Annotated in this window: 21 protein-coding genes and 1 pseudogene; 4 read left to right on the top strand and 18 right to left on the bottom strand. The window is 43.7% G+C overall.

Going from position 1 to position 21,835, the window contains the following annotated elements; translation table 11 throughout:
- Window positions 1-118 precede the first annotated feature (118 nt).
- The 6 genes from ispD to copM form a co-directional block, all read right to left on the bottom strand.
- On the bottom strand, window positions 119-913 hold the full coding sequence (gene ispD / locus RTS09_RS10475) for a 2-C-methyl-D-erythritol 4-phosphate cytidylyltransferase (RefSeq protein WP_312536852.1): 795 nt from the start codon (window positions 911-913) through the stop codon (window positions 119-121).
- A 77-nt stretch (window positions 914-990) separates the two neighbouring features.
- Window positions 991-1,341: a septum formation initiator family protein gene (locus RTS09_RS10470; RefSeq protein WP_312536849.1), complete on the bottom strand. Its 351-nt coding sequence runs from the start codon at window positions 1,339-1,341 to the stop codon at window positions 991-993.
- A gap of 146 nt (window positions 1,342-1,487) precedes the next feature.
- Window positions 1,488-2,828, bottom strand: a complete 1,341-nt coding sequence (eno, locus tag RTS09_RS10465; RefSeq protein ID WP_312536847.1) for a phosphopyruvate hydratase — start codon at window positions 2,826-2,828, stop codon at window positions 1,488-1,490.
- Window positions 2,829-3,007: 179 nt separating this feature from the next.
- Window positions 3,008-5,305, bottom strand: a complete 2,298-nt coding sequence (locus tag RTS09_RS10460) for a heavy metal translocating P-type ATPase (RefSeq protein WP_312536844.1) — start codon at window positions 5,303-5,305, stop codon at window positions 3,008-3,010.
- A 39-nt stretch (window positions 5,306-5,344) separates the two neighbouring features.
- A complete protein-coding gene (locus tag RTS09_RS10455) occupies window positions 5,345-5,557 on the bottom strand; it encodes a heavy-metal-associated domain-containing protein (protein WP_312383900.1) in 213 nt (70 codons plus the stop codon).
- A 40-nt stretch (window positions 5,558-5,597) separates the two neighbouring features.
- Window positions 5,598-6,326: a CopM family metallochaperone gene (gene copM / locus RTS09_RS10450; protein ID WP_312536841.1), complete on the bottom strand. Its 729-nt coding sequence runs from the start codon at window positions 6,324-6,326 to the stop codon at window positions 5,598-5,600.
- A 108-nt stretch (window positions 6,327-6,434) separates the two neighbouring features.
- Here copM and RTS09_RS10445 point away from each other — a divergent pair, with 108 nt between their 5' ends.
- Window positions 6,435-6,887, top strand: a complete 453-nt coding sequence (locus RTS09_RS10445) for a MerR family DNA-binding protein (protein WP_312536838.1) — start codon at window positions 6,435-6,437, stop codon at window positions 6,885-6,887.
- Window positions 6,888-6,896: 9 nt separating this feature from the next.
- Here the strand turns inward: RTS09_RS10445 and RTS09_RS10440 are convergent, their stop codons facing one another.
- From RTS09_RS10440 to RTS09_RS10415, 6 genes are all read right to left on the bottom strand, one after another.
- Window positions 6,897-7,190, bottom strand: coding sequence for a heavy-metal-associated domain-containing protein (locus RTS09_RS10440; protein WP_007116109.1), 294 nt, complete (start codon window positions 7,188-7,190; stop codon window positions 6,897-6,899).
- 150 nt (window positions 7,191-7,340) lie between these two features.
- Window positions 7,341-8,204 carry a 3-deoxy-8-phosphooctulonate synthase gene (gene kdsA, locus RTS09_RS10435; protein WP_312114776.1) on the bottom strand — a complete coding sequence of 288 codons (864 nt, stop codon included), beginning with the start codon at window positions 8,202-8,204 and terminating at the stop codon, window positions 7,341-7,343.
- Between the two features lie 120 nt (window positions 8,205-8,324).
- Complete coding sequence (locus RTS09_RS10430; RefSeq protein ID WP_312536835.1) at window positions 8,325-9,953, bottom strand: CTP synthase; 1,629 nt, start codon at window positions 9,951-9,953, stop codon at window positions 8,325-8,327.
- Between the two features lie 147 nt (window positions 9,954-10,100).
- A complete protein-coding gene (locus tag RTS09_RS10425) occupies window positions 10,101-11,063 on the bottom strand; it encodes a porin (protein ID WP_312536832.1) in 963 nt (320 codons plus the stop codon).
- 401 nt (window positions 11,064-11,464) lie between these two features.
- Window positions 11,465-12,577 (bottom strand): porin, encoded by a 1,113-nt coding sequence (locus RTS09_RS10420; RefSeq protein ID WP_312536829.1) that lies wholly within the window; start codon window positions 12,575-12,577, stop codon window positions 11,465-11,467.
- 242 nt (window positions 12,578-12,819) lie between these two features.
- Complete coding sequence (locus tag RTS09_RS10415; RefSeq protein ID WP_312536827.1) at window positions 12,820-14,997, bottom strand: malate synthase G; 2,178 nt, start codon at window positions 14,995-14,997, stop codon at window positions 12,820-12,822.
- Window positions 14,998-15,266: 269 nt separating this feature from the next.
- On the opposite strand from RTS09_RS10415, the gene RTS09_RS10410 reads away from it, so the two are divergent.
- Window positions 15,267-15,914 carry a MiaE family protein gene (locus tag RTS09_RS10410; RefSeq protein WP_409418393.1) on the top strand — a complete coding sequence of 216 codons (648 nt, stop codon included), beginning with the start codon at window positions 15,267-15,269 and terminating at the stop codon, window positions 15,912-15,914.
- A gap of 129 nt (window positions 15,915-16,043) precedes the next feature.
- On the opposite strand, the gene RTS09_RS10405 is transcribed toward RTS09_RS10410, so the two are convergent.
- The 5 genes from RTS09_RS10405 to mtgA form a co-directional block, all read right to left on the bottom strand.
- Window positions 16,044-16,298 carry a hypothetical protein gene (locus tag RTS09_RS10405; RefSeq protein WP_007116118.1) on the bottom strand — a complete coding sequence of 85 codons (255 nt, stop codon included), beginning with the start codon at window positions 16,296-16,298 and terminating at the stop codon, window positions 16,044-16,046.
- A gap of 63 nt (window positions 16,299-16,361) precedes the next feature.
- The gene (locus RTS09_RS10400; RefSeq protein WP_312536824.1) at window positions 16,362-16,712 is read right to left on the bottom strand and encodes a hypothetical protein; all 351 of its coding nucleotides are present in this window, start codon (window positions 16,710-16,712) and stop codon (window positions 16,362-16,364) included.
- A gap of 127 nt (window positions 16,713-16,839) precedes the next feature.
- Window positions 16,840-17,043, bottom strand: coding sequence for a hypothetical protein (locus tag RTS09_RS10395; RefSeq protein ID WP_099833492.1), 204 nt, complete (start codon window positions 17,041-17,043; stop codon window positions 16,840-16,842).
- Between the two features lie 350 nt (window positions 17,044-17,393).
- Window positions 17,394-19,592, bottom strand: a complete 2,199-nt coding sequence (ppk1, locus tag RTS09_RS10390; RefSeq protein ID WP_312536821.1) for a polyphosphate kinase 1 — start codon at window positions 19,590-19,592, stop codon at window positions 17,394-17,396.
- 87 nt (window positions 19,593-19,679) lie between these two features.
- Window positions 19,680-20,462, bottom strand: coding sequence for a monofunctional biosynthetic peptidoglycan transglycosylase (gene mtgA / locus RTS09_RS10385; RefSeq protein WP_312536819.1), 783 nt, complete (start codon window positions 20,460-20,462; stop codon window positions 19,680-19,682).
- A 93-nt stretch (window positions 20,463-20,555) separates the two neighbouring features.
- Here mtgA and RTS09_RS10380 point away from each other — a divergent pair, with 93 nt between their 5' ends.
- On the top strand, window positions 20,556-20,843 hold the full coding sequence (locus tag RTS09_RS10380; protein WP_312536816.1) for a glutaredoxin family protein: 288 nt from the start codon (window positions 20,556-20,558) through the stop codon (window positions 20,841-20,843).
- An 89-nt stretch (window positions 20,844-20,932) separates the two neighbouring features.
- Window positions 20,933-21,217, top strand: a pseudogene (locus tag RTS09_RS10375) (alpha-hydroxy-acid oxidizing protein); the annotation flags it as partial.
- A gap of 96 nt (window positions 21,218-21,313) precedes the next feature.
- On the opposite strand, the gene RTS09_RS10370 reads toward RTS09_RS10375, so the two are convergent.
- Entirely contained in the window at window positions 21,314-21,679 is a 366-nt protein-coding gene (locus RTS09_RS10370) for a hypothetical protein (RefSeq protein WP_050325813.1), read from the bottom strand.
- Window positions 21,680-21,835 lie beyond the last annotated feature (156 nt).

Here is a 21,835-nt window from a genome sequence, read left to right as displayed (position 1 = left end):
AGCTGCTACCACATGTCTGGATACCACCTCAATAGGGGTATGGTCGGGGGCTTACTATGCAGTTCTTTTCTTATGCGGTTTTTAGCGGTAACCTCAATTTTTTGCCAAGCGATTTTTGCTAAGGTTTTGCCAAATACACCTGCGCAAACTGCAAATCCTCTGGAAACGTCAGTTTGATATTGCTATGACTGCCTTCCACCAATAACGGCTGTTTGCCAAAATGCTCAAATAAACTGGCTTCATCAGTAAACGCAATCGTTTGCTCAATGGCTTGGATTAGATAATCATACAGTGTTGCCAATGGAAAAATCTGCGGGGTTTGTGCTAGCCACAACTGACTGCGATCAAGCGTTTTTTGTGCCAACACTTGGTCTTGTGAATGGATGATTTGTTTGACCGTATCACGCACCGGTACTGCTAATAAGCCACCCGCCGACTGTTGCGAAAATTGCTGTGTGGTCTGTGTGATCAATTTTTCTATATCGCTCGGATTGACACAAGGACGCGCAGCATCATGAATAAGCACCCAATGATTATCATACGCATGATGACTGTCCTTATCACTGAAGGCCTTGTCACTGAGGGGATTTTGATATTGTTGCCAAATCGTTTTCACGGCGTTAAACACCGAATTCATCCGCTCTTTGCCACCTATCACCCACTCGATTGGCATGCTAAAGTTAAGTGTTTTGGCAATCGTATCTTCTTCAGAAATCACCAAATAGCAAGTGCTTAGCTGGTGGACTTTGCTTAGCGCCGCTATGCTGTGTTGGAGCACCGTCTGACTGCCAATATGGGTGTACTGTTTTGGCATCTGACTACCAAAGCGTTTGCCAACGCCTGCAGCGACGACTACGGTGTCAATCGTAAGGTTGTTAGATAAATTGGCGGCTATCGCGTTAAGTTCTGACATAGCGTCTTTTCAACAATAAAGTAAACAGTTGACAGTAAAAATTGAGACAAATATAACTTTGGCAGTTTTTTATGCTTTTATGGGTGAGGCGTGGCGGTGTTGTGGGCGGTCGATGTGACCACATCGGTACTGTAGACACTGCTAGCTGTCGACATTTGCACAAAAGTTTCACCTTGTTTGATTAAGCCTAAATCAGAGCGAGCGTGTTCTTCCACTGCTTCAAGTCCGTTTTTTAAGTCTTTAACATCGGCAAGCAATACCTCATTGGCTTTTTGCTGATCGGTATTGATGGATTGCTGTTCGCTGATTTGTTTATTTAATGCTGCCAAATCGCCACGACCATTGGTGCCAAACCAATACTGGTATTGTAGACATACCAACACAATCACCGCAAAAATAATCATAAACAGTTGACGCAAATAAGTCATGACAGCACTCAATAATAAAAACTTTTGGCATAAAAAAACCTTACCCCACGCATTGTAGCAAATTCAATGTCATGGGTTAAGGTTTTTATCACTTCAATGCTTTATCAAGCTGCAAAATTTAAGCTTTTGTAGCTAAGCTTTTAAAGTTAGGCTTTTGGGTTGCGTAAACCGATAAACTCGTCAGCACCGTGGTAGCTTGCAGTGACCATCTGCTCGATACGAAGCAATTGGTTATATTTGGCAACACGGTCAGAACGGCACAGTGAGCCTGTTTTGATTTGACCTGCAGCTGTCCCCACGGCTAAGTCAGCGATGGTGCTGTCTTCAGTCTCACCTGAGCGGTGTGAGATGACGGTGGCATAGCCGTTTTTCTTCGCTAGATAAATGGCGTCTAAGGTTTCTGATAACGTGCCGATTTGGTTAAATTTAATCAAAATCGCATTGGCAATGTGTTTGTCGATACCTTCTTGTAGGATTTTTGGGTTGGTCACAAACAAATCGTCACCCACGAGCTGTACTTTGTTGCCCAATTTTTGCGTTAAGTACGCCCAGCCATCCCAATCGCTTTCATCTAGACCATCTTCAATCGAGATAATTGGGTATTGGCTCACAAGACCTGCTAAATAATCCGCAAAACCTTCTGAACTAAAGGCTTTATTGCCTTCGCCTTCAAGTACGTATTGACCGTTCCCTTGCTCATTTTTATGGTAGAACTCTGATGCGGCACAATCAAGCGCTAAGTAAATGTCTTTACCTGCAGTATACCCTGCTTGCTCAATCGCTTGCATGATGACAGTAATCGCTTCTTCGTTTGAGCGTAAGTTTGGTGCAAAACCGCCTTCATCACCGACGGCGGTGTTTAGACCTTGTTTTTTTAGCACAGATTTTAGGCTGTGGAACACTTCTGTACCCGCACGCAACGCTTCACTAAAGCTGGTAAAATTAACAGGCTCAATCATAAACTCTTGGATATCAACGGTGTTGTCCGCGTGGGCACCGCCATTTAGGATGTTCATCATCGGCACCGGCATCGATAGTGATGTTTGCCCACGTAGGTTGGCAATGTACTGATGAAGTGGCAGTTTTTGTGATTGTGCGGCGGCACGGGCTGCTGCTAAAGATACTGCTAAGGTGGCATTGGCGCCCAATTTTTCTTTGTTTTCTGTGCCATCAAGCGCTAATAATTTGTTGTCAATGTCTTGTTGTTTTGATACATCCATATCAACCAGTGATGAACGAATTTCACTATTGACGTTGGCAACGGCTTTTTTGACCCCTTTACCTAGATAGCGTGATGCGTCACCATCACGCAGCTCAAGCGCTTCACGTGAGCCTGTCGATGCACCCGATGGCGCGGCTGCACGACCGATAGTACCATCCGCTAAAATCACATCGGCTTCAATGGTTGGGTTGCCGCGTGAGTCCAAAATTTCGCGGGCAATGATATCTTTGATTTGGTTATTGGTGGTGGTTTCTTCAGCGTACATGGTATTTTCCTTGGCTGTCACAATCAACAATGGGATTGTTAAAATACAAATGGGGTGGGTTTATCATAGCATATTTTAACAGGTTTTAGCAGCTTATCACTATCGCCTATAGGTGATGCATAGTCATGCCTAGCCAAGTAAAATTAGCCCCAACAGGTTGTCAAAACAACCATAAGCCGTTAGGAAATGACATTCATGCGGGTCAGTCGCAGCGCATTAAGTAGTACAGAAATCGAGCTCAGCGCCATCGCCGCTGCCGCAATCATCGGATTGAGTAAACCAAACGCCGCTAACGGTATACCAAGACAGTTATAGATAAACGCAAAAAATAGGTTTTGCTTGATATTACGCAGGGTTGCGCGGGCAATTGTAACCGCATAATCGACATGTTTGAGCGACTCGCCCATTAGCCTTGCCGTGGCGCTATGCTTGGCAATATCGGTTGCGCCTTCTACCGCAAAACTTGCGGTCGCCGTTGCCATTGCAGGCGCATCATTCACCCCATCCCCCACCATTGCTACCTTTTTGCCTTGTTGTTGCAGTTCATCAATGCGCTGCGCTTTGTCACGTGGTGATAGCTCGCCAAGTGCCTTGCTGGCGTTAATCTGCTGACCCACATAATCCACCACCGATTGCTTGTCACCACTCATCACTACCACATCTAGATGATGGGCTTGCAGCGACGCAATCACCTTAACACTGTCTTGTTTGAGCTCGTCGGCTAGCGCAAAAGCTGCCACAGGGGTGTCATTGATACTTACCGCCACTTGACTGGCAATTTGCCAAACGGGATTGGCTTGGATAGTCGCTGCAGGCAACTGAAGATTGGCAAAACTTGGCGTGCCGATTTTCACCCGCCCAATAGGGGCTACCTGTGCCTGTATCCCCTGCCCGAGCACTGTTTCCACATGGCTTATGGTAAATGCCGCTGGACTTTGAGGCGTATCGGTCTGTTTATTGTAGGTTTCAGCATAGTTCACTAGCGTGGTCGCAAGCGGGTGGTTCGCATGACGCTCGACACTGGCAACGAGCTGCAGCAGCGCTGCTTTATCTAAGTTAAACAGTTTTAGATTGTCATCTATCAGGTACGCTGCAGATAATTGAGGTTTGCCTTGGGTGATGGTGCCTGTCTTATCGAGTACTACCGTATCAATTGCGCCTGCCGCTTCTAAGGCTTGCGCATCTTTAAACCAAACCCCTGAGCGTGCTGCCACACCCATGCCCGCCATGATGGCTGCTGGCGTCGCCAGTCCCAATGCACAGGGGCAAGCAATCACTAACACCGATACCGCGCGCATAAGTGCCGTGTCAAACGCGCCTAAGAACCAATAATTGGCAAAAAAAGTTAACAAAGCGATGGCAACCACCACCGGCACAAAAATCCCCGCTACTCTATCTGCGATACGGGCGATGTGGGCTTTACTGCCTTGTGCGTCGTTGAGCGCTTGTATCATATCGCCAAGCCGTGTTTGGCTACCTTTGGCGGTGATTTGGTATTCAAAGCTACCGTTTTCTACCATCGCACCTGCCAGCACCGTACTGCCAATATGTTTAGACAGGGGCACTGATTCACCCGTCAAATGGCTCTCATCACACCAGCCTTCGCCAGCGGTGACGATGCCGTCAGTGGCAATGCGAGTACCTGCTTTAGCACGTAAAATTTGACCAGCCGTGACTTGCTCAAGGGGCAGGATTTGCCACTGCGCATCTTGGCTTTGCGGATTGGGGTTTTTAACTTCCACTTGCTCAGGGGTGAGCGCTAATAGCAAATTGATGCTATTTAGGCTGTGTTTTTTGGTACGGGCTTCTAGGTACTTCCCCATTTTGACAAAGGCAATCACCATCACGCTGGCTTCAAAATACACATGGGGCATGCTATGCGCCATCCCATCATGCCCCATTTGGGCTGTGGTTTGCAGATAGCTCAACCAACTATAGGTCGAATACGCCCAAATTGTCAGTGTGCCAAGCACCACCAGCACATCCATATTGGCAAGACCGCCTTTGATACTCGCCCAAGCACTTTTGTAAAACGGTATCGCCAAGCCAAACTGTACGATAGTCGCCAACACAAATTGTAGCCACAGCGGCGGCATCAGTGCGTGACTGCCCATCATCATGCCTGCCATGCCAATCAAAAAAGGCAGCAAGCAAATCCAAACCGCAATCAAGGTATAGGGCACTTTCTGCTCATAGGCTTCATGCGCAAATAGCGCGTTCTTCGGCTGCAATTTTGCCTCATAGCCTGTCTTTTTCACCCATTCTACAATCTGCTCGGCGTTGGTTTGTGATGCATCAAACTGCACCTGCGCCACTTCATTGGCATAATTGACATCGGCTTGCACTATCGCAGGCTTTTTATTGAGCACTTTTTCGATGCGGCTGGCACAGGCTTGACAAGTCATGCCATCGATATCAAGAATGACTTGCTCGGTATGGGCGTTGTCTGACGCGTGGGTGATCGATTGGGTAGTCATGATAGTGTCTGTCTTGTATGGTGTCTTTGTGTGGCGTCTTTATACTACGTCAAAGCCAGCGTCTTCAATCGCTTCTTTAAGCGTGTTTTGTTGTGCTTGGCTGTCATCAAAGCTGATGGTTGCGCTGTTATGGTCTAGGCTGACATCGACAGATTTCACCCCTGCCACTTGATTGAGGGCATTGGTTACGCTTTTGACGCAGCCGCCACAAGTCATGCCTTGGATATTTAAGGTGATGGTTTGGGTTGTCATACTACGCTCCTTTTTTACGTTTACGTGGCTATTCTTTTAATTAATAAGCTTGTTTGCTAAGCCAATCTTGCATTTGTTTGATTTCTGGCGTTTGCGCTTGTTTAATCTGCTTGGCGAGTGTTAGCATCGCTGAATTTTTACCATAGGTTTGCTCTATCGTTGCCATATCAATTGCGCCTTGGTGATGCGGTATCATACCCTTGGCAAAGGCGATATCAGGATTGGCGTCCATAGTTCCTTGCATCATGGCATCGTGGTTGCTCATGTCTTTTTGCTGATAGGCTTGCGTTATTTCTTTGGCATTGCTCGCTGCTACCTGACTTGATTCGTTTTTAGCTAACCAGTTTTGCATCACGCTGATTTCACTTTGCTGGGCATCGACGATTTTTTGCGCAAGGGCTTTCATCTCGGCATCTTTGCCATATTGCAGCTCCACTTTTGCCATCGCAATTGCGCCTTCATGATGCGGTATCATGCCTTTAGCAAATCCCACATCGGCATTCTTAGCTTGCACCCCTGCTGACATGGCTTGGTGCATTTTATTCATGATATCCATATAAGCCATGATATGCGGCGGCTGTGATTGTGACTGCGTATCCGCTGCCGAAGCCATATGATGCATTGACTGCGCTTGGGTCATACTCGCATGGGTACTTGTAGCATGGCTACTTGATGCCGTCGTTGCAGTTTGGGTAGTGTCATTTTTTGTACAAGCCGTCATACCTAGCGCCAATGCCACCACCCATGGCAAACCCACGATGTTATTCATATTCATATCCTTCAGGTTGCTTTTTTTACGTTCTTTGAAAAAAAAGATTGATTTATCACACTGTGGTATTACTATAAACCTTAACATTAGGTCAAGGTCAAGCAAAAAATGAATATTAATGAAGTCGCTAAATTAACTGAATTATCACCTAGACAAATTCGTGAGTACGAAAAACTCGGTTTATTACAGTCCATCCAGCGCACTGACAGTGGTTACCGTATTTTTAGCGATACCCAATTACAGCGTCTAAAATTTATCAAACATGCCCGTGATGTGGGATTTTCGTTAGCGCAGATTGAAGCGTTATTGGCTCTACAAGATAACAAGCAGCGTAGCAATGCCCAAGTCAAAGCATTAACCCGCAATCACATCGATGAACTAAGCGATAAAATACAGCGGTTACAATCAATGAAAACCACCCTGCAAGGATGGCATGATAGTTGTTTGGGAGATGGCTCGCCTACCTGTAGTATTCTAGAGGGCTTACAAGATGGCGTACAAGATGGCGTACAAGATGGTTCAGTGACCAAGCACGCTTGCCACATCGAGCGTAGCCACTGAACAAGCGATTTAGGAAAGTCTACCATCTTTTGCCAAATCACCCGCTAAAGTGCGATTGTTGGCAGGGTTGGCAGGTGCTTCAATCGGGAACGGCTCGGTGATATAGTCCACATTGGTCAGCGCAGCTTTGAAGGCAAAAACTGACGTCTGTGTATCATCAAAGCTGACAATCACGCGATGATTTTCAGGCTCAAGATGTACTGCCTGCACCCCGCCGATGGTGGTTAACGCTTTCATGACTTCCTCATAGCCTGCAGGGTCATGAATGCCTTTTAAATCGTACGCGACTGTTTGAATTGCCATAGTCATTCCTGTATTTCTGCTGTGGGTTATAAAATATTGTTCTAGTTCTATAACCTAGCACTATAACGTAGCCAAAAAAAGCCTCGTTATCGATTGATAACATTTTAATAACGAGGCGTTGCAAATTTGTGTTAAAAGGTCGAGTAAAAATTAGTGGGTATCTAACACCTCAAACCCTTTGACTAAGGTATCAAGCTGTTTTAACTGCGCTAAAAACGGCTCAAGCTGGCTTAGCCGCAGCGCACAAGGGCCATCGCATTTGGCAACATCAGGATTTGGATGCGCTTCCAAAAATAACCCTGCCAATCCTGTTGCCATGCCAGCACGTGCTAAGGTGGTAATCTGTTCTCGGCGACCGCCTGCACTGTCTTCACGCGCACCTGGCTGCTGAAGGCTATGGGTCACATCAAAAAACACGGGAACCTGCATTTTTTTCATAGTGTCAAAACCCAGCATATCAACAACGAGATTGTTATAACCAAACGCGCTGCCACGCTCGCACAAGATGATTTTATCATTACCGGCTTCAAGGCACTTATTGATAATATGCTTCATCTCATGGGGTGCCAAAAACTGCGCTTTTTTGACATTAATAATCGCACCGGTTTTTGCCATCGCTGCTACCAAGTCAGTTTGCCGACTCAAAAACGCGGGCAACTGGATAATATCCGCCACTGCTGCCACAGGCTCAGCTTGGTACGGTTCGTGTACGTCAGTGATAATGGGCACATTGAACGCTTTTTTGATATCGCTTAGCCATTCGATACCTTTTTCCAGACCTGGACCACGAAACGAGTACAAGCTTGAGCGATTGGCTTTATCAAAACTTGCCTTAAACACATAGCCGATATTTAAGCGCTTACAGATTTCAATATAGCTTTCAGCAATTTCAAATGCCAAATCTTTGCTTTCTAGTACATTCATGCCGCCAAACAGCACAAACGGTTGATCATTGCCGATGGTGATATCATTAAGCTGAATATGAGATTGTGGTGTCGGTAAGTTAGTGGTCATAGGGCTCTCAGTATGTTGTTAAAGTTTTTATTGATTGTCACTATAGCATAATTGGCTATAGGCAATGGCTAAAAACAAAAAACCACCTGTAACAGATGGTTTTGTTGTGCATTATAAATACTATTTTTTGGTTTGTTTAGCCGCTGCAACAAAGCTATTGAACAATGGATGACCACCGCGTGGCTGGCTGGTAAATTCTGGATGAAATTGTACCGCCACATACCAAGGATGATTTGCAATTTCTACTGATTCGACCAAATGCTGTTTGGCTGAATAACCAGAAATTTTCATACCGGCATTTTCTAGCTGTTCGATATAGCGACCGTTCATTTCATAGCGGTGACGATGGCGCTCAGTAATCACAGGACTGCCATAGATTTGGCGCAGCTTGCTGTCTTCCACAAGCTCGGCTTTTTGGGCACCCAAACGCATGGTACCGCCCAAATCTGAGGCGTCACTACGCACTTGTAGTTCACCTTTTTCATCAAACCATTCTGTAATCAAACCAATCAATGGCGCTTTGGTTTTTTTATCAAACTCTGTTGAGTTGGCGTCAAGACCCAATACATTGCGCGCAAACTCAATGACGGCTAATTGCATTCCCAAACAAATCCCCAAATAAGGCACATTGTTTTCGCGGGCATAGCGAATCGCTTTCATTTTACCCAAGGTGCCGCGCTCACCGAATCCACCAGGGACGAGTACGGCATCGGCAGCTTTAATATGCTCAAACAGGCTGTCATCGTTTTCAAGTTTTTCGGCATCGACATAGTCAATATTGACTTTGACATTATTTGCCACGCCTGCATGTAGCAAGGCTTCATTGATTGACTTATAAGCATCAGGCAGTTCGACGTATTTACCCACCATCGCCACAGTGACGGTTTCTTGGGTATTTAACAACGCTTGGGTAAACTGATGCCAATCACTTAAGTCCGCCTCTGGGGTATCTAACCCAAAGCGCTCACAAATCAAATCATCTAAATGCTGGGCATGCAGGATACTTGGAATTTGATAAATAGATTTGGCATCTGGGCAAAGGATAACGGCACGTTGCTCAACATTGGTAAACGATGCAATTTTTAGGCGATTATCATCGCTAATCGCGTGTTCACTACGACAGATTAACACATCAGGTTGTAAGCCAATGCTGCGTAATTCTTTGACTGAGTGCTGTGTTGGTTTGGTTTTGCTCTCGCCTGCACTCGCGATATAAGGCACGAGGGTTAAATGCATCAGCATCGCATTGTTGCGACCGAGTTCAACTTGCATTTGACGCACCGCTTCCATGAATGGCAAGCTTTCAATATCACCGACAGTACCACCGATTTCAATCATGGCAATATCGTAGCCTTCGCCACTGGCACGGATACGCGCTTTGATTTCATCGGTAATATGCGGAATGACCTGTACCGTACCGCCCAAATAATCACCGCGACGTTCTTTCTCAATCACTGCCGAATAAATACGCCCACTGGTAAAGTTGTTACGTTGCGTCATTTTTGAATGGCGCAAAAAACGCTCGTAATAGCCCAAATCCAGGTCAGTCTCTGCGCCATCTTCGGTAACAAATACTTCACCATGCTGAAACGGGCTCATTGTACCTGGATCAATATTGATATAAGGGTCCATTTTGGTCATGGTGACTTTCAGACCACGTGCCTCAAGAATCGCGGCTACCGATGCAGCGGTGATACCTTTGCCAAGTGAAGAAACGACACCGCCAGTTACAAAGATGAATTTTGTCATGTTATCTATTTCGCTCGTTGGTAAAAAAGAATTTTACTCGAAAATGCCTAGGTTTAGCAAAAAATTATTTTTATCAATAAATCGCTCACTCATAAAAAAATCCACTCATCGCTGAGTGGATTTTTTTATAGCAAATTCTAGAGAAGATTAGAATCTGTATTCGATACCAGTACCGATACCAAAACCGTCTCTATCATCTTGACCTTCTTGCTCTAGATTTGAGTAGCCAGCGTATACATGACCCGTTGCATTGGCATTGAATGCATACTTACCACCTAATACTAAACGCTGTGCGTCCTTACCATCAACACCGTCAACATTTGAGGTCATTTCAGCTTGCGCGTAGGCTGTCCAAGGCGTTGCAGTTTTGTAGGTTGCGCTTACTGCAGCCAAGTTTTCTTTGTCACTTTTGTCTAAATCACTGATTTGATACAATGCACCAAGACCAATTTGGTTATTTAAGTCATAGGCACCGCTTAAGCGAGTAGTATTGAAATCACCTGATTTGATGTAGGTTGCACCAGCACGGAATGGTTGATTTGCTGGCTCATACTTCACACCTACACCAAACGCTTCTGCATCTGTGGGTAAATCAGATGCGTTATCCTCTTTAAATGCATACATACCCATGAATTGAAGACCGTTATAGGCTGGTGAAAAGTAAGCCATCGCATTGTTTACACGGTCACCATCCCAAGAGGCCGCATTGAAACCGTCGTATTGACCTACAGTTTGGCTAACGTAATTGATGTTGTCATCGATTGCAGACAAACGACCAGCAACCAAAGTACCATATTGTTTGTTAGATAGACCTAAATAAGTGTCGCGTGAATGAAATTGATTTTGTGATTTGCCTTTCACAGTGCCACCGTTGTCACTATCAATTTCAACACCATACTCTAATTGGTATACCAAGTCAGTATTAGCTGTTAGTGCTTCGGCACCTTTAAAACCAATACGCGAGGCAGTAGAATTCAACTTAGTAGTTGATTCATCGTCAAAATCAGAATAATCAACTGTAACTAACGCTTTACCGTAAACTGTTGGAGCAGCATGGGCAGCAGAAACTGAAAGTGCAGCGACGGCTGTGGCTAAAAGTAATTTTTTCATAGGACATCTCTATCAGGAAAAACAAATTTTAGATAACTGGTGACTTGTCAGCACCACTACCTCTCCGAACGACCAAAGCAAGAAAATCTTTACTTTGATTATTATTAATAGCGTCAACTATTAACTGTATAAGTCTAGCAATAAAGTATGAATATATTTACATTTTATTCGTACTAATTACTAAAAACCTACTTCTAACTACTAGGATAACAATTTTGAAATATTTTGCAATAGTTTTTTTAATTTTTACGTGATTGTAAGTTTATTTTTAATCTTAGTGACATAATATTCTTTCTAGTATTAAATCATATTTTTTTTAATTAATTTTTTAGCGTTAATGAAAATAAAAAAGCTAACTAAAAAATTAGTTAGCTTTTACAGCAATCTAAAAGTTAGATATATTAGAACTTATATTCTAAGCCACCACCCACGATTGTTCTATCTGAAACATTATCAGTATCGATTTGTGCAGCGTACAAGTGACCTTTGGTAGCTTTGTTAAAGCTATATTCAGCACCTAACGCAACTTCAGTAGCATCACGGTCTTTCACGCCACTTTGGTTTGAAGTGTCAATATATTGTGCTTTAACCGCCCATGGCGTTGCCCCAATTTTGTATTTACCGCTTAACAGCCATGATTTCTCATTATCATCAGTGTTAAAGTCATAATCTTGATATAGCGCACCCAGTGTTAGACCATCAACCATGTTCATTTTGCCCATGTCTACTGAGCCCGCTAAACGCCATCCACTTGTATCTTTACCATATACTGAATTGTCATAACCTAAACCGATATATACACCATTTTGGTCATAGTTTACCATTGCAGAGTAAGCATTTTTCTTGTCACGATAGACGGCAGGTTTTGCTGGTGTACCTTTAGTGTAACCAATAATATCTTTACCAGTCACATCATAAATCGCTTGTGGTGCAACGGCTGCAACAGCTGGCGTAGCTACACATTTATCATCATCATTTTTAGAGCATTCATCGAGGCTCACCGCGCCTAAAAAGGTAACTGGCATACCTACCAATGTTGGTGATTTATAAGCAATCACGTTGTCAACGCGTTGTTCACCCGCCATTAGCTTACCTAACGCTACGTTATCGTAATCATTGAATACATCAACACTGCCTTTAGTTAGTTTAAATGGTGTGTCGTGACGACCGGCAAGTAAAGTACCCATAGTGTTATGAGCTAAACCGATGAATGTATTACGAGAGTAAAATTGTTGGTTGGTTTTACGGGCATTGCTATCAGCATCAACATCAATACCGTATTCCAATTGATACACAAGTTTAGTAGTATCAGTAAGATCATCTTCACCTTTAAAACCAATACGTGAAGAGTTAGAAACTAATTTTGTACTAGAAGTATCATCATTTTTAGCAGTTTTATCATCAACATCTGTATATTCGCCAGTTAATAAGACTTTACCATATACAGTCGGTGCAGCATGGGCAGCAGTGATTGAAACTAGAGCGATAGCAGAAGCTAGAGCGATTTTTTTCATAAGGATTTCTCCACAATATCCTAGGTGAAACTACACAGATGCGTAGCAATTCTTTTGTCTAGATAGATTTTGCCAACAATTTGTTACAAAACAATGAAACAGTTAACAAAATCTAAAACTTTCCTTGTGAAATTAGAGTAATTCACTCTGAAACATTTTGCAATATTTTTATGCCATAAAAAAAACCACCAGTTACAAATCTGATGGTTTTCAAATGATTTATAGGTTTTAATGGCTAAAATCTAGTTAGCTTTGAGATTAAGACGGGCTTGATGTAACAATGGCTCAGTATATCCGCTAGGTTGTACGGTACCTTTAAAGATAAGATCGCGAGCTGCATTGTATGCCCAAGTGTTATAGTCATTTGCCATTGGGATATAGGCTGAATCGTCTTTGCTTTGCTCATCGACCATTTTTGCCATACGTTTGAGTACGTCATCCACTTGCTCAGGCGTCACAACCCTATGCGCTAGCCAGTTGGCGACGTGCTGGCTAGAAATACGCAAGGTAGCGCGGTCTTCCATCAAGGCAACGTCGTCAATATCCAGTACTTTAGAACAGCCAACGCCTTGGTCAACCCAGCGCGCGACATATCCTAAAATACCTTGAATGTTGTTTTCAAGCTCGGCAGTTTTTTGCTCATCTGTCCAGTTGGTATCCGTAGCAAGTGGCACGGTCAAAATGTCATCTAGCTTGGCAGGCTCGCGGTCTTTGATATTATCTAACACGTCCATGACGTTGGTTTCATGGTAGTGCATGGCGTGAAGCGTCGCGCCCGTCGGCGATGGTACCCAGGCACAAGTCGCGCCTGACTTTGGATGATTGGACTTGGTGGCAACCATTTCTTTCATGTTGTCAGGTTTTGCCCACATGCCTTTACCGATTTGCGCTTTACCAGGTAAGCCTAATTTGACGCCCATGTCTACGTTCCAACGCTCATAAGCATTGAGCCAATCGGTATTTTTCATGTCGTTTTTACGGACAAAGGGACCTGCTTTCATACTGGTGTGCATCTCGTCACCGGTACGATCCATAAAGCCTGTGTTAATAAAGATAACGCGGTTTTTAGCAACCCGGATACATTCTTTTAAGTTAACGGTAGTACGGCGCTCTTCATCCATGATACCGACTTTTAAGGTATTCTCGGGTAGGTTTAACGCTTTTTCTACCGCTGAGAATAAATCCACCGTAAATTGCACTTCTTCTGGACCGTGCATTTTTGGTTTTACGATATACATTGAACCTGTGCGTGAATTGCTTAAGCTGTTTTTACCCAAAATATCTGGCAGGCTACACAGTGGTGTGATTAGCGCATCCATGATACCTTCATAAATTTCTTCTTGCTGACCTTCAAAATCGACTAAAATCGCGGGGTTGGTCATCAAGTGACCGACGTTTCGAATCAGCATCACTGAACGGCCGTGCAAGGTGATTTTACCACCATCTGGCGCAGTGTATTCACGGTCGGGGTTCATGGCGCGCGTGGTTTGTTTGCCATTTTTTTCAAAGGTGTCTTTCAGGTCGCCTTTCATCAACCCAAACCAGTTGCGATATACTTCTACTTTCTCTTCGGCGTCAACGGCAGCGACTGAGTCTTCACAGTCTTGAATAGTGGTAACCGCAGCTTCCATCAAGACATCTTTGATGCCTGCAGGGTCATCTTTACCCACATGGCTTGATGGGTCGATTTGGATTTCGGCATGTAGGCCATTATTTTTCAGTAAAATACCCGTTGGGTTTGCCGCATCGCCTAAGAAACCCGCGAATTTTTCTGGCTGGGCTAATGAGGTGGTTTTATCGCCTTGGCGTATCACTAATTTACCGTCTTCAACCTTAAAACCGGTGACGTCAGCATATTGACCCTCAGCTAAGGCAAAGTTGGCATCCAAGAAGTTTTTGGCGTATTTTACGACTTCGGCACCACGAACAGGGTTGTAGCCTTTGCCTTTTTCTGCGCCATTGGTTTCATCGATGACATCAGTCCCGTATAGCGCATCATACAAGCTGCCCCAACGCGCATTTGCTGCGTTTAGCGCATAACGGGCATTACGTACGGGTACCACCAACTGTGGGCCTGCGATATGGGCGATTTCGTCATCCACGTTTTGGGTCTCAACCAAAAAGTCATCGCCTTCTGGGACGATGTAGTTGATGTCTTTTAAAAATTGGGTATAAGCGGCTTTGTCGATTTGACCGTTGCTAGCGGGGTTTTTGTCATGCCAGTCATCGATTTGGGTTTGAATCTCGTCACGTTTTGCCAACAATGCTTTATTACGGGGTTGGAATGTTTGGACAATTTTTTCAAATTCTTGCCAATATTTTTCGTTATCGATGCCCACGACTGGCGTAACTTCATTGGCAATGAAGTTATAAAGCTGTGTATCAATCGCTAGACTACCCTTTTGAACGCGTTCTGACATGGCATTTTTCCTTATGTTTTGACCTAAAATAGCAAAAAATTCACATTTGATTATACGAATATCATTTATAAAAATAAAGAAATAAAAACTATTTATTTTTTAAATAATCGTTATATATAAATTTTTGTGCTAAGGGTTTTATCGCTGATTTTTGGTAAAATATCATTTTATTAACGTGCCAATAAGTGAGTAACCCCTTGTCAAATTCCGCTCTTATCAACAACCCAGTACAAACGGACGGCAGTTTTGATGACTTAGCCGTCATTGACTTGGATAACGATAACTCTGTCTATCAGCCAAAACCCATTGATATCACCCCTGTTTTGGCTTTTTTGGGTTGTACGACGTCGGATAAATGGCTCACAGCCGCGATGGCAGATTTGTCGACTATCATCCAAGATCATGCCAATTGTGAAAAAAAAGCCGCAGGCACTGCGATGAATTTGATTTTTCGCTATATGTCGCATACTGAGCTGCAATTAAAGCTTGCTCAGCTGATTCGAGAAGAAATGCTCCATTATGAGCAAGTGACGGGATTGATGGCAGAGCGTGGACAAGCATGGCAACATATTGCTGCAGGTCGCTATGCTGCAGGTATGCTCAAACATAAACGCACTTATGAGCCGCAAGCGATGATAGACACGTTAATTATTGGTGCTTTCATCGAAGCCCGATCGTGTGAACGTTTTTGGGCACTGTCACAAGTGATTGAGGATGAGCGTTTGGCAAAATATTATCGCTATTTGCTAAAATCAGAAAGTCGTCATTTTGAAGATTATCTGGCATTGGCACAAAGTATCAGTGATGAGCCGATTGATGCGCGGGTGGCGTTTTTTCGTCAAGTAGAGGCGCAGCTTATCGATGAACCAGATGATGAATTACGCTTTCATAGTGGCGTACCTAGTTGGATTGCGTAAGGTTGGATTGCGTGAGGTTTTTGTAGACTGTAACGATAAAAAAAGCTAACCGTCAAATGGGGTGGATGGTTAGCTGTTATGGTTAGCTATTAGAATTTAATCCTTAAACTGACTCACTGCAACTTACTGTCATTCACTACCAACGCTTGGAATAGAACCATCAGGATTAATAGTGCGTTTTTGGGCATTTTCTGGGGTAGTATAAAGATTGCGCTCGTTAATGGTATCGCTCTTTAGCTGTTCATTACCAACCGCGTCCCTACCAAGGGTATGTTCATTGACATTATCATCGAACGCTTGTCCCGGTTGGTTACGACGATCGACAAACTCGGCAGACTTATCGCCTAAATTGACGTGTTTGGTTTGTGCTTCTGGTGAATTCATGGTCATTCCTTTTTCGGTATCAACGCAATAAAATGCTTAAACTTAACTTAATGATATCGAAAATTAGTGATCTCGGTCGATATCTACACTACCATCTGATAACGTATGCAGTGAATTTTCTGCATTGAGGTTAGCTTCGGCAGTTTGCTGTAATTTCTGCGCCTCTTCCTCAGAAATACGTGCCACATTTTCATCCGATAATTCGCCATTCGCCACGTCTTCTGCAGATTGGACTTTCACCGCCGCTTGTGGGGTATTATCAAAAATATCAGGCGTTTCCATTGAGGGTGACATGCCTGTAGTGACACCATCTCCTGATTGGTGGGTGACACTGTCTTCTACTATAACAGCTTGCGGGGTCACGGCGACACCCGTCTTTGGGTCTACAATTTCTACGTTATTTTGATTTTGCATTTTTCATTCCTTTAATTAATTGTTATCGCTCAATAAGTTATTATTTTTATAAGTTGAGCTGTATAAATTAGTCAATCAAAACTGAATGATTAAAAGCTTAGTATTTAAAAGTTTAACAATTAAAATTTTAATGGTTGTCAGTACGCAATGAGTCGTCAATAAACGGGGTATTTTCACTTTTGTCTAAGTCTTGTGGCTCACCTTTCACGCTATTTTGTTTATCTAAATTTTCTGATAATTGACTGGGATCCACATTTTCTGTCGCTTTTTGAATCTCGGTTTGGTTGCTTGGCTGATTCTGTTTTTGGTTTTGTGCTTGATTCTGTGACATGGTAATTTTCCTTATGATTTTTTAGTATCAATTCAAGTCAATGATTTTAATCAAAGACTTTTAAACAGAGCGCGATTAAATTTTTATGTAAAAAATAGCCAATTCAATCGCTTTCATACTTTTGCTTTTATAGGTTTGATAGTAGCAAATATAGGCTGTTAGTGATAAGTATTCGCGTAACAAGCTGTTATCACTATGTGATAAGTGTTTATCTGTGTGAAATTTTGGCAGCTTTATTACTATTTGGTAAATTTCGGAAATTAGGTTCACGTCAGCGCTGCGCTCAACAAAAAAACCGCCATCTTCTGTAGATAGCGGTCAAATCTACTCAAAAACTATGACTAGCAAAACTAGCTTTTTCTGGTAATTTTGGTCAATAAATAATCTTGCGCCGAAAACGCTGCTTCACCTTCACGAGGGGTAATCGCTCGCCATGTGCCGTTGGCATCAAGCTCCCATGCATTGACATTGTCTTTGAGGTAATTGTGCAAATCTTCCATAATGCGTTTGAAGACGATGGGGTCTTCAATGGGGAAAGCCACTTCAACGCGGCTAAATAAATTGCGATCCATCCAGTCTGCACTGGCGCAATATAAACGGTGGGTACGTTTGCCATTAGCATTGGGATTTTGATGGCCATTGGCAAAATAATACACGCGGGTATGCTCTAAAAAACGCCCAACGATAGAGCGCACGGTGATGTTGTCGGATACGCCGGGTAATTGCGGACGAATACAACACATTGAACGAATAATCAGATTGACTTTAACGCCTGCTTGCGATGCTTCATATAGCTTGTCAATCAGTAGTTTTTCGGTCATTGCATTGACCTTGATGATGATATGCGCCTCTTTGCCTGCTTTGGCATGAGCAATTTCGTTGTCAATAAAGCCCATGAGTCTGTCATGTAAGGTGAAAGGTGCATGCAGTAGTTTTTGCACTTTGGCTGGCTTGCCCATGCCTGTGAGTTCGTTAAAGATTTTATGCACATCTTCGGTGATTGCTTCATTGGCGGTAAATAGACCGTAGTCGGTATAAGCTTTGGCATTGCCCGCATGGTAGTTGCCTGTGCCCAAATGCACATAGCGGCGGATTTTATCTTCCTCACGGCGTACAATCATCATCAGCTTGGCGTGGGTCTTGTAGCCGACGATGCCATACACCACCACTGCCCCAGCCTGCTGCAGAAAGTTTGCTACTTCGATGTTGGATTTTTCATCAAAGCGCGCACGCAGCTCAATCACCGCGGTGACTTCTTTGCCTTTACGCGCAGCTTCGGCCAGCGCTTGGACAATTTCAGAATTTGTCCCCGAGCGATAAAGGGTTTGTTTGATGGCTAATACATGCGGGTCATTGGCGGCTTGGCGCAAAATGTTGACTACGGGTGAAAACGAATGAAACGGATGATGCACCAATACATCTTGCTTACGAATGGCATGGAACACATTTTCATTTTTATCCAAGCTATCACGGCGAAACGCTTTGGGAATGGCATGATTAAACGACTGATAACGCAAATTTGGGATTTTAAAATCAAACAACAAGCGCGTCAAATTGACAGGACCATTGACACGGTATAGCTGCTCTTGGCTTAAACCAAACTCATCAAGTAGATAATCCACCATCGGCTGTGGGCAATAGGTCGTCACTTCTAAGCGCACTTTGGCACCAAATCGTCGGTTCTCTAACTCACCTTCCAACGCTTTCGCCAAGTCTTCGACATCATCGGATAAATCTAAATCGGCGTTACGGGTCAAACGAAATTGGTGGCAGCCAGTGACCGTCATGCCAGGGAACAAGTCTTCGATATGCCCGTGAATCACTGCGGTGAGCATGATATGATGTTCTTTACCGCCTGTCAGTTCATTGGGTAAGCGAATAACCCGCGGTAAGCTTCGGGGTGCAGGGACAATTGCCATGTTAATATCGCGACCAAAGCCATCTTTGCCCTCTAAGCCCACCATAAAATTCAAGCTTTTATTGACCAATCTAGGAAAAGGATGCGCAGGGTCAATACTAATCGGCGTCAGCACCGGCGCGACTTGTTCGGCAAAGTATTTTTTTACCCATGCGGCTTGCTCTTGGGTCAATTCATCACGTTTTAAGTAGCGAATGTCTTGCTCCGCCAGTGCAGGCAAAATTTCATCGTTCAAAATACGGTATTGCTCATCTACCGCATGATGGGCGATTTCAGAGATATATGACAAAACCTTACTGGGGCGTATACCATCGATACTGCTCACCACATCGCCCATTTGTACTTTTTGCATCAAGCCTGCGACACGGATTTCAAAAAATTCATCTAAATTGGATGAAAAAATGATCAAGAAAAATAGTCTTTCAAGCAGTGGGTGGCGGGGATTGGTGGCTTGGGCGAGTACCCGCTGATGGAACTGTAACAGTGACAATTCACGATTAAAATACAGCTCGCTATCGTTTTGTTGGTATTCAAACACGTTTGGGTAGCAAATACTGTTAAAGCCTAGTATCGGATTAATTTCTGATACATACTCTTCGCTGGGTCTATCTTGTTTAGCAGTGTTTGGCATAGCACAGTCCTTTTATGGTCAAGCATTTTTAACAGTGTAAAGTTAACAATGTAATGATAAGCGTGTAATGATAAATGAGTTTCTTGACTATTCCGTGTCGGGCAAATCTGCCGCACCCATGCGCCGTAAAATAATTTGGGTTTTGTTAAGCAGGCGGCGGTCGTTACGGTGGTCTTCAAAATATTTGGGGTTAGGTAGCATGGCAATCAAAGATGCGGCTTGTCGCTTGGTCAAATGCGCTGCCGACTTATGGTAGTAGTGCTGAGCGGCTGCTTCAATGCCATACACGCCTTTGCCAAACTCTGCGACATTGAGATAAGCAAGCAAAATCCGCTCTTTGGTCCACATATTTTCAATCATCAAGGTAATTAACGCTTCTTCGCCTTTGCGAAAATACGAGCGATTGGGGTATAAAAATAAATTCTTGGCAAGCTGTTGGCTAATGGTTGAGCCGCCCGCGCTGATAGCCCCCGCTTTTTCATTTTTCTTAATCGCATTCTCAATGCCCTGCACATCAAAGCCAGCATGATTGACAAAGTTGGCATCTTCACTGGCAATCGCCGCGCGTTTTACATTCACCGAAATTTGATTATCATCCACCCAGGTCTGACTGACAGGGGCAAAATTGCCCAAGCGATACAGTATCATGAACATGCTGTTGTTGATAGGCTGGGTTTTCCAGACAACCAATAAGGCGGCAACTATGACATGAAACGCAACAAAACAGGCAATAACAATGAGCAAAATACGCTTGAACCAGCCGCCAACACCGATACCGCGGTTGGTGGGTGGTAAAGCTGTATTGACGACTTTGGGCTTTAACGACATTTTGGTAGCAGTTTTTTTGGTAGTTGGTTTGGATTTAGGCACGATGTATTCCTAGCGGCGGGGGCAAAAGCAGCGATGGCTTAAGCTAAAAATATAACGTATTATGGCATTTTTGGCTATATGCTAAGGCAGAATATGTCCGACTTCGACACGCAAAACATGACAAACATCCACGAGCAAATTATGCCTGACGCAACTACTTGGCGATTATATGGCACAGTGGGCTGTCATCTGTGTGAAATCGCTGAAAGCTTATTGCTGCAAGCACAAGCCGTTGCCGATATACGCTGGCAGTCGATTGATATTGCCGAGCTGCCAGAACAAGAGATACTGAAATTTGCTGATAAAATACCTGTGCTAGTTACCGCTACCAAGACGTTATATTATCCTTTTTCCATCATGGATATTATGGCGTTAAGCTGAAAAGCCAATATAGATTATTGGCATAATATTAAAACTTTAATTCATTATGTCTTGGCAGATTTTTTTATCATCAACGCCATGCCACTAGCTGCGAGATTTTCTTGGGCAGTGGCGTACGCTCAGGTCAAGAGGTGCTCAAAGCCATTGCCCTTGGTGCAAAAGCCGCCATGATTGGTCGGTCGTTTTTGTATGGCTTGGGGGCATATGGCGAGGACGGTGTGCGCCGCGCGCTTGAAATTATCTACAACGAGATGGACATCAGTATGGCATTTGGTGGCTATACCAATATCCAACAGGTGAGCAAAGATATCCTCATCAAAGGCACGTATGAAGACTTGCTGACTCGTCCCTTCATTGTGCGAGAGCGTACTTAGTTGACCGTAGCAAACGAAAGGACGGATGTGAAGTGTTTTGGCACTTTGCCCGTCCTTTTGCTAATCTCTTGTTAACAGCTTTTTTTAAAGCTGATTTTAAAGCTTAGGTAATTGTTTTTTCAGTAAGCTTGCATCCATTTCCCGCGCTTCAAAACCCTGCGCTTCTTTCCAGCCTGCTTCATCAGCAAAGTACAAGCGATTAAATTGTTCATCACGATAAAACCGCATGGGCTGACCACTGTCGCCTTGAATCACAAAATTTTGCACAACTTCGTGAAATTTGGCACGGATATTGGCTTCATTGTGGTCGCTTGCGAGCGTCGGGGTGATGATATAAGCCAAATCATTGTAAAGTTGTGGACTTAACTGTCTAAACACCGCCTTGTTCTCAAGTAACTTGTGGACGATACGCTTTATATCGTCCAAACCAATCGTGCCTTCATGAAGTTCAAGAAACATCATTTTGATTGCCTCAATGTGTACCAGTGTGTATCGCCAAAAAAATGCTAGTATAACGATTAGCAGTTGAAAAATTAGTGGTTTAACGATTAGTAGTATAAACCCTTAGAAGCTGTATTCACAAGCACATATTTCTCAACAATTGAGTGATATGAGCAA

Source organism: Moraxella sp. CTOTU47618, from assembly GCF_032017425.1.
Classification (GTDB): Bacteria; Pseudomonadota; Gammaproteobacteria; order Pseudomonadales; family Moraxellaceae; genus Faucicola; species Faucicola tetraodonis.
Note: the sequence above shows the minus strand (reverse complement) of the source record. Positions and strands in the feature narration are given on the sequence as shown.